The organism is Methylobacterium sp. Gmos1 (genome assembly GCF_053764715.1).
In genome coordinates, this window is record NZ_JBSNCC010000012.1 from 76,495 (window position 1) to 89,135 (window position 12,641).

Here is a 12,641-nt window from a genome sequence, read left to right on the forward strand (position 1 = left end):
CGGCCGGCCGAGCGGAGCTGCGGCAAGAGCGCCTGTCCCCGCCCGAGCCGGACGCGGTGCGGGCGCGCACCCTGTGGACGGCCCTGAGCCGCGGGACCGAGCGGCTGGTCTTCGAGGGCCGCGTGCCGGAGGCGGTGGCCGGGCGGATGCGGGCGCCGGCGCAGGAGGGCGAGTTCCCGTTCCCGGTCAAGTACGGCTATTGCGCGGTGGCCGAGACCGAGGACGGCGAGCGCGTCTTCGCGCTCCAGCCGCACCAGGAGGCGTTCAACGCCCCCCGCAGCGCGCTGTGCCCGCTGCCGGAGGGCCTGCCGGCGCGGCGCGCCGTGCTCGCCGCCAACATGGAGACGGCGCTCAACGCGGTGTGGGAATCCGGCGCCGGGCCGGGGGACCGGATCGCGGTGGTCGGCGGCGGCGTGGTCGGGCTCCTCGTCGCCCATCTCTGCGCCGGGCTGCCGGGCGCGGAGGTCCGTCTGATCGACCGCGATCCCGCCCGGGCCGAGACCGCGCGGGCGCTCGGCCTCGCCTTCGCGCTGCCGGAGGCGGCGCCGGGCGAGGCCGACATCGTCTTCCACGCCAGCGCCAGCGAGGCCGGGCTGGCGCTCGGCCTGGCGCTCGCCGGGGAGGAGGCGGGCATCGTCGAGCTGAGCTGGTACGGCGAGACGGCGGTCGCCGCCCCCCTCGGCCTCGCCTTCCACGCCCGGCGCCTGCGCCTCGTCGCGAGCCAGGTCGGGGCGGTGGCGGCCTCGCGCCGCCCGCGCTGGAGCCACCGGCGCCGCCTCCTCAAGGCGCTCGACCTCCTGCGCGACGACCGCCTCGACGCCCTCCTCACCGAGGAGGTCGCCTTCGACGACCTGCCCGCCGAACTGCCGCGCCTGCTTGCCCCCGGCGCGCCGGGGCTGTGCACCGTGATCCGCTACTGACAGGAGCCCCCATGTACGCCGTCGAGGTCCGCGACCACGTGATGATCGCCCACAGCTTCCGCGGCGCGCTGTTCGGGCCGGCGCAAGCCCTGCACGGGGCGACCTTCGTGGTCGACGTGGCGTTCTTCCGCGAGAGCCTGACCCCGGACGGGGTGGTGGTCGATATCGGCCGGGCGAGCGAGGCGTTGAGGGCGATCCTGGCGCCGCTCAACTACCGCAACCTCGACGACCTGCCGGAATTTTCCGGCCAGAACACCACCACCGAGTTCCTGTGCGGCCACATCCACCGGGCGATGGCCACCGCGACGCGGGACGGCGCCCTCGGCCCCGGCGGCGAGGGGGTGAGCCGCCTGCGGGTGACGCTGCACGAATCCCACCTGGCGCGGGCCTGGTTCGAGGCGCCGCTCGCCTGATGCGCCTCGTTCTCGCCGTCCCGGGCGACCTCTCGGCGCCGACCGGCGGCTACGCCTATGCCCGCCAGCTCCTGGCGCACCTGCCGGCTGAAGGAGTGTCGGTCACGCACCTCGCCCTGCCGGGCGGGTTCCCGGACCCGACCCCCGACGACCTCGCCCGCACCGCCGCCCTCCTGGCCCAGGTGCCGGCCGATGCCGCGCTCCTCGTCGACGGCCTCGCCTACGGGGCGCTGCCGCCGGACCTGATCCGCGCCGCCGGGCGCCCGGTGGCGGTGCTGGTGCACCACCCGCTGGGCTACGAGACCGGCCTGTCGCCGGAGCGGGCGGCCTCGCTCGTCGCCGGCGAGCGCGCGGCGCTGGCCCTGGCCGCTCGCGTCGTCGCGACGAGCCGTTACACCGCAGGGCTGCTCGCCGCCGAGTTCGGGGTGGCGCCGGAGCGGATCGCGGTCGCGGAGCCCGGCACGCCGCCGGCCGCCCGCGTGGCGCCGCGCAAGGGCCCGCACGTCCGGCTCCTCGCCGTCGGCACCGTGTCGCCGCGCAAGGGCTACGACGTGCTGGTGCGGGCGCTCGCGACGCTCACCGATCTCGACTGGTCGCTGACGATCGTCGGCAGCCTCGACCGGGCGCCGGACTGCGCCGCCGCCTTGCGCGAGCAGATCGCCGCGGCGGGCCTCCGGGACCGGATCACGCTCGCCGGCGCGGTGACGCCGGAGACGCTCGACCGGCTCACCGGCGAGGCCGATCTCGCCGTCTCGGCCTCGCTGTTCGAGGGCTACGGCATGGCGCTCGCGGAAGCCCTGGCGCGGGGCCTGCCCCTCGTCGCCACATCAGGGGGTGCCGCCGCCGAGACGGTGCCGGCGGGGGCCGGCCTCCCGGTCCCGCCCGGCGACGCGCCCGCCCTCGCGGCGGCGCTCCGTGCGCTCGTCGCCGATCCGGCGCGCCGGGCCGCCGCCGCCGCCGCGTCCTGGGCCGCCGGTCGGCGCCTGCCGGACTGGCCCGACACCGCCGCGGCCGTCGCCGCCTTCGTGAGGAGAGCATGAGCGGTTTCAGCCCCGACTGGCTCGCCCTGCGCGAGCCCGCCGACCACGCCGCCCGCGACGCGGGCCTCGTCGCCGCCCTGGCGCGGGCGCTGCCCGAGCCGGTGCGGGTCGTCGATCTCGGCTGCGGCACCGGCTCGAACCTGCGGGCGCTGGCGCCGCATCTGGGTCCGCGGCAGGAGTGGATGCTGGTCGACCACGATCCCGCGCTGCTCGATGCCGCCAGGCAGCGCCTCGCCGCCTGGGCCGAGCGGGCGGAGGAGGCCGGAGACGCGCTCGTCCTGCATCGCGGGCCTGCGCGGATCGCCGTGCGGCTGCGCGCCCTCGACCTCGCGGCCGATCCGGCGGCGGTCCTTGCCGGGCGGCCGGACCTCGTCACCGCGGCGGCCCTGTTCGACCTCACCTCGGAGGCCTGGATCGCCGCGCTCGCGCGAGCCATCGCGGGCGCCGGCGCGGTGTTCTACACCGCCCTCACCTATGACGGGCAGGAGAGCTGGACGCCGCCGCACCCGGCAGATTCCGCGATCCACGCCGCGTTCCTCGCCCACCAGGCCGGCGACAAGGGATTCGGCCCCGCCGCCGGCCCCGGCGCGACCGCGGCGCTGGAGCGAGCCTTCCGGGGCCACGGCTACAGGATCGAGACCGCCGCCAGCCCCTGGCGCCTCGGGCCGGAGGCGGCGGCGCTCCTGCATCCGCTCGCCGAGGGCGCGGCGCGGGCGGCGGAGGAGACCGGGCGCGTCGCGGCGGCGCAAGCCGCGGCCTGGGCCGCGGCGCGGCGGGCACCCGGCACCGGGGCGGTGATCGGGCATCGCGACCTCCTGGCCGTGCCGGCCTGAACCCGCGCGAGACGACCCGCGCGGGACGAGAGGACCGCCGGTCACGGCGTGTAGAGGTGGACCGCTTCGAACGCCTTTCGCATCGTCGACAGGCCCACCTTGAACGAGTGTCCGCTCTCGATCAGCTCGCGCCCGCGCAGCGAGACGCTCGCCCACGGCTCGGCATCCTCGTCGAGGCGCAGCACCGCGAAGTCCGACCCGGCCTGCACGGAGGCGGGCAGCGGCGACCTTGGAACCCAGGTCGACGCCGGTCGGGCGAGTTCTGGCTGACCGGGATGTCGTCGGCCCCGATGAACGCCCCCAGGTCCTCGTCGGCCCCGGATCAGGCCCTTCCAGAGTACTTCGCGATCACGCTGCGATCGTGAAGTACTCCAGGTCTTTGTACGACCGCATTTTCTCCGACGAACCGGCATCCACCTCGTCGGACAATGCTCTAGGCGCCGCCGATGACCATCATATAAATTTCTGCAAATGCCGACTCCTTGCGGAGGAAATTTGCTTTTCCGCCGCTCATGCTGACTGCATCGAGCGGCGCATTGGCAAATATCGGCATAAGCAGTTTTTTCTCACGCAACGCGAGACGCGTTGGAGATCAACGCCCGTAGACGTCCTCGATGCGGATGATGTCGTCCTCGCCGGTATAGCTGCCGACCTGAACCTCGATCAGCTCGAGGGGAATCTTGCCCGGGTTGGCCAGGCGGTGCACGCAGCCGATCGGCAGATAGGCCGCCTCGTTCTCGTGCACGAGGCGCACCACCCCGTCCACCGTGACCTCGGCGGTGCCGCGCACCACCACCCAGTGCTCGGCCCGGTGATGGTGCTTCTGGAGCGACAGGCGCCCGCCCGGCTTCACGGTGATCCGCTTCACCTGGAAGCGCCCGCCGAGGTCGATGCGCTGGTAGGAGCCCCAGGGCCGGTACATCAGCCGGTGGGCATCGGCCTCCGGGTCGCCCCGCTCACGCAGGGTCTCGACGAGGTCCTTCACCGCCGCGCCCGCGCTGCGGCTCGTCACCAGCACCGCATCGTCGGTCGCCACCACCACCACGTCGTCGAGGCCGACCACGGTGGTCAGGATCTCGCCGGAGGAATGCACCAGGCTGTTGCGGGTGCCCTGCACCGTCACCCGCCCGCGCAGCGCGTTGCCGTTCCCGTCGTGCTCGGCGACCTCCCACAGCGCGCCCCAGGTGCCGATGTCCGACCACGGGAAGCTCACCGGCAGCACGCCGGCCCGGCGGGTCCGCTCCATGACGGCGTAGTCGATCGAGATCTTGGGCGCCCGGCCGAACGCCTCCTCGCCGAGCCGCACGAAGTCGAGATCGCGGACCGCAGTCTCGAGCGCCTCGCGGGCCGCCTCCAGCACCGCCGGCGCGTGTACCTCGAGCTCGTCCAGCATGACGTCGGCGCGGAACAGGAAGTAGCCGCCATTCCACAGGGCGCCGTCGGCGATCAGGCCGGCGGCGCGGTTCGCGTCCGGCTTCTCCAGGAAGCGCGCAACGGTGTGCGCGCCGCTCTCGCCCGGCAGCGGGCTGCCGGGCTGGATGTAGCCGTAGGCGGTGGAGGGATGCGTCGGCGCGATGCCGAGCGTCATGATATGCCCGGAGAGCGCCCCGGCGCGGGCGGCGCGGGCGGCGCGGGCGAAGGCCGCGTCGTCCCCGACCGCGTGGTCGGCGGGCAGGATCATCACCAGGGCCTGGGGATCGCGGGCGGCGGCGTGGAGCGCCGCGACGGCGACCGCCGCGGCGGAGTCGCGCCGGCACGGCTCGAGCAGGATGTCGGCCGCGACCCCGCCTTCAGCGAGCTGCTCGGCGACGAGGAAGCGGGCGTCGTTCGCCGTGATGACCGTCAGCCGGGCGAAGGTGGCGCCGTCGGTCAGCCGCGCGGCGGCGGCCTGGAACGACGACCGGCCGGGCTCCGCCAGCGGCAGGAACTGCTTAGGGAAGCTCTCGCGGGAGGCCGGCCACAGCCGCGTGCCAGAGCCGCCGCACAGGATGACCGGGTGGATCAGGCCGTCGTTCTCTAACGTCATGACACAGCTTCTCTTCCAGAATCGCGCGAGATGACCGCGCTGAGGTTGTATCGTCTCGTTTGCGCTGCGACCGAATCAAAGATCGTCGATTCGTGACTTTGCCGGAATGACCCCCGGTTTCCCAGCTTCAGCACACTGGCGAAGCGTGTACACCGGTGGAAGCCTGGACGCCAGTGATCGGCACGCGTCTGGGGCAAGCCTGGCAAGGCGCGGTGAATGACGACAGTCGACGCGCGTTGCTCTTCGGCGCACAGTCTAGACGGCCGGTGGGCGGGCCGGGAGTTTTCACTGCCGATGGGTTTCGATCAATCGTTGCAGCCTCCGTGCTTCGCCGCGCCCCCCGACGGGCTCGTGCCGCGAGGCCCCCCGCTCATCCCCTCCCCTGCCCCGGCAGCATCCGCCGCAGGGTCCCGTCGCGCCGCACCAGGTGGTGGTGCAGGGCCGCGCCGGCGTGCAGGGCCACCAGGGCGACCAGCGTGAAGGCCGCGACCTGGTGCACCTTCAGGATCGCCTCGCCCACCGGCATGCCGCCGGAGACCGGCAGGGTGAGGGGCAGGGTGAAGTACAGCATCACCGGCGCGCAGCAGGCCGAGGTGCCGGCCCAGCCGAGCAGCGGCACCACCACGATCAGGGCGTAGAGCGCGAGGTGCGAGACCCGGGCGGCCCCGCGCTGCCAGGCGGGCAGGCCGTCGACCAGCGGCGGCGCGCCGCGGGCGGCCCGCACCAGGAGGCGCGCCAGCGCCAGCGCCAGCACGGTCAGCCCGAACGACTTGTGCCACTCGTAGAGCGCGTTCTTCAGCGGGCCGTCGGGCAGGTTGGCCATGGCGAGCGCGATCGGCACCAGGCCGAAGACCAGGGCGGCGACCGCCCAGTGCAGGACCTTCTGGGACGGGGCGTAGATGCGCGGCGTCATGCAGCCTCACTCCCTGGATGTATGGTCGGCCTGGACAATCGCGAAAGGTTGATGGAGGGATCCGCGGCAAAGCGGGGCCGCACGCACCACATGCGGTCCGTTGCCGAACCGTGGCTTCGTCCGCACCGGTTCTTCCACAGGGTCCGCCGCGACTGCGCCGGGCCGTCTCTCTCAGGGTCGATGATGTCGGTCACGATGCAGAGCAGCAGCAATGTAGACCCGGCCGCGGGCCGGGACCAGATCGACGTCGAGCGGGCCCTGGCGGAGATCCGCGCCGGCCGCCCGGTGGCCCTGCGCGGCCGCGATCCCGTGCTCGCCGTCTCGGCCGAGGCGCTCGACGGGGAGACGGCGGAAGCCTTCGCGGCGCTCGCGGGGAACGGTGCGCGCCTCGTCCTGCCGGCGCCGCGCCTGCGCCGCCTCGGCCTTCCCGACCGGGTCGAGGCCGGCGCGGTCGCCCTGCCGACGATCGACCCGGCCCGGATCGAGACCCTGGCGCTGCGCCTCGACGGGCGGATCGACGCGCCCGTGGCGCCGGCCTCCGCCGGCGACAACGCGGCGCTCGCCCTGATGGCTTTGGCCCAGGTGCTGCCGGCGGTGCTGGTGGTGCCGGGCGAGGCCGCGCCCTCCGGCACGCTCGGCGTCGCCGCGGAGGCGGTCGCCCGCTATCCCGCCCGGCAGGCCGCCGCCTTGAGGCCGGTCAGCCGGGCGCCGGTGCCGCTCGCTGGCGCGCCGGACAGCGAGTTCGTGGTCTTCCGCGGCGGCGAGGGGCTGCGCGATCAGGTGGCGGTGGTGATCGGCCGGCCGGACCTGTCGGGGCCGGTGGCGGTGCGGCTGCACTCGGCCTGCCTCACCGGCGACCTGTTCGGCTCGCTCAAGTGCGATTGCGGCGACCAGCTGCGCGGCACCGCCGGCTGGATGGCGCAGCATGGCGGCGGCATCGTGCTCTACCTCGACCAGGAGGGCCGCGGGAACGGGCTCGCCAACAAGATCCGCGCCTACGACCTCCAAGCCCGCGGGCTCGACACCTACGAGGCCGACGAGGCCCTCGGCTTCGGCCTCGACCAGCGCCGGTTCGACTTCGCGGCGGCGATGCTCAAGGCGCTCGGCGTGAGCCAGGTGCGGCTCGTGAGCAACAACCCCGAGAAGGCCGCGAGCCTGGAGGCCGCCGGCCTCACCGTGGTCGAGACCCAGCGGGCGCTCGGCCGGATCACGCCGGAGAACATCCGCTACCTGACCGCCAAGCGCGACCGGGCCGGCCACGCCCTCGATCTCGACGCCTTCGCCTGCATCGACGTGTGACCGCGTCGCGCCGATCGCGTCGGGTCGGGCTACGGCCGAGGTGGTCCTGCGGCACGTTCGCTGCTAGCTAGGGCCCCGGTTGGGCCGGCACCTACCCGGTCCATGGACGATCGACACGGGAGATCGAGCGATGAAGGGTGACGCCAAGGTCGTCGAGTACCTCAACCGCGGCCTGCGCAGCGAGCTGACCGCGGTGAGCCAGTACTGGCTCCACTTCCGGATGCTGAACGACTGGGGCTACATCGATCTCGCCAAGTTCTGGCGCAAGGAATCGATCGAGGAGATGAACCACGCCGATCGCTTCGTCGATCGGATCCTGTTCCTCGAGGGCTTCCCGAACCTGCAGGAACTCGACCCGCTGCGGATCGGGCAGAACGTGCAGGAGATCATCGAGTGCGACCTCGCCGCCGAGGTCGAGGCGCGCAGCCTCTATCTCGAGGCCGCGAAGTACTGCGACTCGATCAACGACCGCGTGTCGAAGCAGCTGTTCGAGGACCTGGCCGCCGACGAGGAGGGCCATATCGACTTCCTCGAGACCCAGCAGGAGCTGATCCGCCAGGTCGGCCTGCCGCTCTACGCCCAGCGCCACATCGGCGGCCTGGAGAAGATCGAGCCCGAGGTCGAGTGAGCCGCCGGGCTGGAGGCCGCCGTCAGGCGGCCTCCTCCTCCAGTTCCTTCAGGGTGCAGGCCGCCCCGCAGGTGGTGGTGCAGGCGGCGTGCGCCTCGGCGAGCGCCCGGTCGAGGATGCCCCGGATCGTGCGGGCGCAGCGGCCGCATTTCGGGCTGCAGCCGAGGCAGGCATAGACCTGGGCGGGCGTGCGCGGGCAGGCGGGGCCGGGATTGAGGCAGCCGCGCACCTGGCCGTCGGAGAGCACGTTGCAGGAACAGACGATCATGTTGTGACTGGAGCACCCGATCCGCGGAGGGCCGGGGAAACGCTCCCGCTGACCGCTCTCAGATTAGAACTTTTGAAAACTACAACATAATCAACAGGTTACTGATTCGGGGCGGGCGCCGCAACCCGCACCGGCCGGTCATCGCGCCGCAGGAGCCGGGTCGTCGGGCCAAGAGGCGCGGTGCGCGGGACCCAAGAGGCGCGGTGCGCGGGGCCGAGGCGGGCGGCGCGCGAAACCCTGCGCCGCCTCGGTGGTTGCCTGCGGAATATCCTCCGTTTATCGGCAGCCGTTCCGCAGGGTTTGGCGGCGGACCGCGACGATCAGGCATGAGCAGACACGACGCGAGCGGACAGATGCAGCCGGCCGGAGGGGAGGCCGGCGCGCCGGACATCCCCGAGGCCGCCCGCCTCGCCCGGGCGCTCGCCCAGGCGAGGGCCGAGCGCGACGGCCTGCGCGGCATCGTCGAGGCCGCCCCGGCCCTGATCGCGACCATCGACCGCGACGAGGTCTGCCGCTTCGCCAACGGCAACTTCGCCCGCTGGTACGGCCTTGCACCGGAGGAGGCCGTCGGGCGCCCGTTCCAAAAAATCATCGGCGAGGCGTTCTACGCCGTGCGCCGGCCGCTGCTCGCCCGGGCCTTCGCGGGCGAGACCGTCACGTTCGAGACCGCCCATCCCGGCGGCGACGGGCGCCACGCGATGGTGCGCTACGTGCCCCATCGCGGCCCCGGCGGCAGAATCCTCGACCTGCACCTGCTCGGCGTCGACATCACCGCCGAGACGGACGCCCGGGCAGCGCTCGCCGACAGCGCCCTGAAGTTCCGGGCCATCGCCGAATCGATGCCCCAGATGGTGTGGTCGACCCTGCCGGACGGCTACCACGACTATTACAACCCGCGCTGGTACGAATTCACCGGCATGCCGGACGGCTCGACCGACGGCGAGGGCTGGAACGCGATCTTCCATCCCGACGAGCAGCCGGAGGCCTGGCGGCGCTGGCGCCACTCCCTCGCCACCGGCGAGCCCTACGAGATCGAGTACCGCCTGCGCCGGCACGACGGGGTCTACCGCTGGGTGCTGGGCCGGGCGGTGCCGATCCGCGACCCCCGCACCGGGGCGATCGAGCGCTGGTTCGGCACCTGCACCGACATCGACGACCAGGTCCGGGCCCGCGAGATCCTGGCGGAGCGGCGCGAGGCGCTGGAGGCGCAGGTGGCCGAGCGCACGGCGGCGCTCGCCGAGGCCAATGCGCGGCTCACCGCCGAGATCGCGGAGCGCGCCCGGATCGAGGAGGCGTTGCGCCAGGCCCAGAAGATGGAGGCGGTGGGCCAGCTCACCGGCGGCATCGCCCACGACTTCAACAACCTGCTCACCGGCATCGTCGGCGCGCTCGACCTGATGCAGACCCGAATCAACGAGGGCCGGACGCAGAACCTGACCCGCTATGCCGACCTCGCCACGGCCTCGGCCCGGCGCGCCGCCGCGCTGACCCATCGCCTGCTCGCCTTCGCCCGGCGCCAGCCGCTGGAGGCGAGCGCGGTCGACGCCAACCGGCTGGTCCGCACGATGGACGATCTCCTGCGCCGGACGCTCGGCGAGCGGGTGCAGCTGGAAGTCGTGGTCGCCGGCGGCCTGTGGCTGACGCTCTGCGACGCCAACCAGCTCGAGAACGCGATCCTCAACCTCGCGATCAACGCCCGCGACGCGATGTCTGAGGGCGGGCGGCTCACCATCGAGACCGCCAATGCCCATCTCGACGACGCCTACGTGGCGCGGGAGATCGGCGTGCGGGCGGGGCAGTACGTCTGCATCGGCGTGAGCGACACCGGCGCCGGCATGCCGCCGGAGGTGATCGCCCGGGCCTTCGATCCGTTCTTCACCACCAAGCCCCTGGGCCAGGGCACGGGCCTCGGCCTGTCGATGATCTACGGCTTTGCCAAGCAATCCGACGGGCACGTGCGGATCTATTCCGAGGTCGGCCAGGGCACGACGGTCAAGCTCTACCTGCCGCGCCATCTCGGCCACGTCGCGGACGAGCCGGCGCCGAACCCGAGCCTGCCGGTGCCGCGGGCCGAGCAAGGCGAGACCGTGCTGGTGGTCGAGGACGATGCGACCGTGCGGGCGCTGATCGGCGAGACCCTGACCGAGCTCGGCTACCGGGTGATCGAGGCGTCCGACGGGCAGACCGGCCTGCGCCTCCTGGAGGCGCCCGGGCGGATCGACCTCGTCGTCACCGATGTCGGCCTGCCGGGCCTCAACGGTCGCCGGATGATCGACGAGGCCCTGGCGGCGCGGCCCCACCTGCGGGTGCTGTTCATCACCGGCTACGCCGAGAACGCCGCCTTCGGCAACGGCCACCTCGCGCCCGGCATGCGGATGATCACCAAGCCGTTCTCGATCGACGCCTTCGCCGCCAAGGTCCGGGCGATGATCGAGCCGGGCCGGACGTGAGCGCTCCGCGACGAATCGGAAACGGCGAGGCTTTCCCGCGCCGGTTGCCATAAGATAGGATCGGGCCCGCATCGGACGGCCTCCCCGCCGCGACGAAGACCCGGACATCCCCTTGCCCCAGCCGCCGCTCCGCGTCTTCCTGGCCCTCGGTCTCGGGGCCGCGGGCCTGGTGGCGACCCTGGTGCTCGCGCTCGTGGCGTCCCGGGTGGCGAGCGAGCGGCTCGAGGCGCGCATCGAATCCGAGCTCGCCGACGTCGCCACCTCCATGGCCGGCCGGCTCGACCGCGGCCTGTTCGAGCGCTGGCGCGACATGGTGATCCTGGCCGAGAACGACACCATCCGCGATCCCGACACACCCGTCGAGCGCAAGCGCCGGGTGCTGCGGCGGGCGCAGGAGACCTATCCGGACTACGCGATCATCGGGCTGATCGACGCCGCCGGAACGATCGTGGCGACGAGCACCGGGGCGCTCGAGGGGATCGACGTCGCGCACCGGGAATACTTCACGAGAGGGCGGCGCGAGCCCTTCGTCGGCGACCTGCACGACGCCCACCTGCTGGCGCGGCTGAAGCCCGGCCACGATCCGGCCGACCCGCCGCGGGTGCTCGACATCGCCGCCCCGGTGCGGGGCGACGACGGCCGCGCAATCGGGGTCGTCTCGGGCCATCTCGACTGGGCCTGGGCCCGGGGCGTCGAGGCGTCCTTGCGCGAGACCTCGGCCGGCGCGCGCGACGTCGCCGCCCTGGTGCTCGCGCGCGACGGTACGGTGCTGCTCGGCCCCGAATCCTTGCGCCGCGGGCGCCTGCCGGCGGACCTGCCGAGCGTGGCGGCGGCGCGGGCGGGGCGGGCCGGCACCGAGGCCGAGACCTGGCCGGACGGCCGGCGCTACCTCACCGGCTACCGGCCGACCCAGGGCTATCGCGGCTTCCCGGGCCTCGGCTGGAGCGTACTGGTGCGCCAGGACGCCGCCACCGCCTTCGCGTCGGTGGCGGAGCTGCGCCGGCAGATCCTGCTCTGGGGCCTCGTCGTCGCCACGGTGGCCGCCGGCATCGGCTGGTTCGCCGCCGGCCTGCTCGCCCGGCCTTTGCGCCGCCTCGCGGTCGCCGCCGCCTCCCTCGGCCGGGGCGAGCCGGTGGCGGTGCCGGACTCCGCCGTGCGCGAGGCGCAGGCGATCAGCCACGCCCTCACCGCCGCGGCCCGCGCCCTGCGCCGGCAGGAGGAAGAGCGCCGGGCGGCCGACGCACGCCAGGAGCTGCTGATCCACGAGCTCAATCACCGGGTGAAGAACACGCTCGCCACCGTGCAGTCGATGGCGCGCCAGACCGCCCGCAGCGCCGCCTCCCTCGCCGACTTCACCGGCAGCTTCGAGGCGCGGCTCCTGGCGATGTCGCAGACCCACAACGTGCTCACCGCCAACCACTGGGAGGGGGCGGGCCTGCGCGGCATCCTGTCGGCGGAGCTGGAGCCCTATGCCGGCGGCCGGGCCGACCGCATCCGCCTCGAGGGACCGCCGGTCTCCCTCACCCCGGCGGTCGCCTTGCCCCTCGGGATGGCGATCCACGAGCTCGCCACCAACGCGGCGAAGTACGGCGCGCTCTCGGTCGGGACCGGGCAGGTGGCGGTGGAGTGGCGGCTGGACCCGCAGGCCGGAGCCGAGACGCTGTCCCTGTCCTGGCGCGAGAGCGGCGGTCCCCCAGTCGCGCCGCCGACCCGGACCGGCTTCGGCACCCGGCTGATCCGCACCAGCCTGGAGCGGGAGCTCGCCGGCGAGGTCCGCCTCGACTACGCGGAGACCGGCCTCGTCTGCCGCATCGCGGTGCCGCCCGCGGCCCGGAGCGTGGCGGCGTGACC

Annotated in this window: 12 protein-coding genes; 8 read left to right on the forward strand and 4 right to left on the reverse strand. The window is 73.6% G+C overall.

Going from position 1 to position 12,641, the window contains the following annotated elements:
- Positions 1-71 precede the first annotated feature (71 nt).
- The 4 genes from ACS5PV_RS21315 to ACS5PV_RS21330 are packed head-to-tail and all read left to right on the forward strand — an operon-like array spanning position 72 to position 3,206.
- Positions 72-920 carry a zinc-dependent alcohol dehydrogenase gene (locus ACS5PV_RS21315; RefSeq protein ID WP_455397455.1) on the forward strand — a complete coding sequence of 283 codons (849 nt, stop codon included), beginning with the start codon at positions 72-74 and terminating at the stop codon, positions 918-920.
- Positions 921-931: 11 nt separating this feature from the next.
- Complete coding sequence (locus tag ACS5PV_RS21320; protein WP_455397347.1) at positions 932-1,333, forward strand: 6-pyruvoyl trahydropterin synthase family protein; 402 nt, start codon at positions 932-934, stop codon at positions 1,331-1,333.
- Positions 1,333-2,373 carry a glycosyltransferase family 4 protein gene (locus ACS5PV_RS21325; protein WP_455397348.1) on the forward strand — a complete coding sequence of 347 codons (1,041 nt, stop codon included), beginning with the start codon at positions 1,333-1,335 and terminating at the stop codon, positions 2,371-2,373. Before ACS5PV_RS21320 ends, ACS5PV_RS21325 begins: the two co-directional genes overlap by 1 nt.
- Entirely contained in the window at positions 2,370-3,206 is an 837-nt protein-coding gene (locus tag ACS5PV_RS21330; protein ID WP_455397349.1) for a methyltransferase, read from the forward strand. Before ACS5PV_RS21325 ends, ACS5PV_RS21330 begins: the two co-directional genes overlap by 4 nt.
- 41 nt (positions 3,207-3,247) lie before the next feature.
- On the opposite strand, the gene ACS5PV_RS21335 is transcribed toward ACS5PV_RS21330, so the two are convergent.
- The 3 genes from ACS5PV_RS21335 to ACS5PV_RS21345 form a co-directional block, all read right to left on the reverse strand.
- Entirely contained in the window at positions 3,248-3,391 is a 144-nt protein-coding gene (locus ACS5PV_RS21335) for a hypothetical protein (RefSeq protein ID WP_455397350.1), read from the reverse strand.
- Between the two features lie 407 nt (positions 3,392-3,798).
- Positions 3,799-5,232, reverse strand: coding sequence for a mannose-1-phosphate guanylyltransferase/mannose-6-phosphate isomerase (locus ACS5PV_RS21340; RefSeq protein WP_455397351.1), 1,434 nt, complete (start codon positions 5,230-5,232; stop codon positions 3,799-3,801).
- Positions 5,233-5,602: 370 nt separating this feature from the next.
- Positions 5,603-6,145: a cytochrome b gene (locus tag ACS5PV_RS21345; RefSeq protein ID WP_455397352.1), complete on the reverse strand. Its 543-nt coding sequence runs from the start codon at positions 6,143-6,145 to the stop codon at positions 5,603-5,605.
- Between the two features lie 195 nt (positions 6,146-6,340).
- Between ACS5PV_RS21345 and ribA the strand changes: the two genes are divergently transcribed.
- Both ribA and bfr read left to right on the forward strand, forming a co-directional pair.
- A complete protein-coding gene (gene ribA, locus ACS5PV_RS21350) occupies positions 6,341-7,444 on the forward strand; it encodes a GTP cyclohydrolase II RibA (RefSeq protein WP_455397353.1) in 1,104 nt (367 codons plus the stop codon).
- A 130-nt stretch (positions 7,445-7,574) separates the two neighbouring features.
- The gene (bfr, locus tag ACS5PV_RS21355; RefSeq protein WP_048435018.1) at positions 7,575-8,072 is read left to right on the forward strand and encodes a bacterioferritin; all 498 of its coding nucleotides are present in this window, start codon (positions 7,575-7,577) and stop codon (positions 8,070-8,072) included.
- Positions 8,073-8,094: 22 nt separating this feature from the next.
- Here the strand turns inward: bfr and ACS5PV_RS21360 are convergent, their stop codons facing one another.
- Positions 8,095-8,340 carry a (2Fe-2S)-binding protein gene (locus ACS5PV_RS21360; protein ID WP_455397354.1) on the reverse strand — a complete coding sequence of 82 codons (246 nt, stop codon included), beginning with the start codon at positions 8,338-8,340 and terminating at the stop codon, positions 8,095-8,097.
- A 326-nt stretch (positions 8,341-8,666) separates the two neighbouring features.
- Here ACS5PV_RS21360 and ACS5PV_RS21365 point away from each other — a divergent pair, with 326 nt between their 5' ends.
- Both ACS5PV_RS21365 and ACS5PV_RS21370 read left to right on the forward strand, forming a co-directional pair.
- A complete protein-coding gene (locus ACS5PV_RS21365) occupies positions 8,667-10,790 on the forward strand; it encodes a PAS domain-containing protein (RefSeq protein ID WP_455397355.1) in 2,124 nt (707 codons plus the stop codon).
- A gap of 112 nt (positions 10,791-10,902) precedes the next feature.
- Positions 10,903-12,639, forward strand: a complete 1,737-nt coding sequence (locus tag ACS5PV_RS21370; RefSeq protein ID WP_455397356.1) for a sensor histidine kinase — start codon at positions 10,903-10,905, stop codon at positions 12,637-12,639.
- Positions 12,640-12,641: the final 2 nt, after the last annotated feature.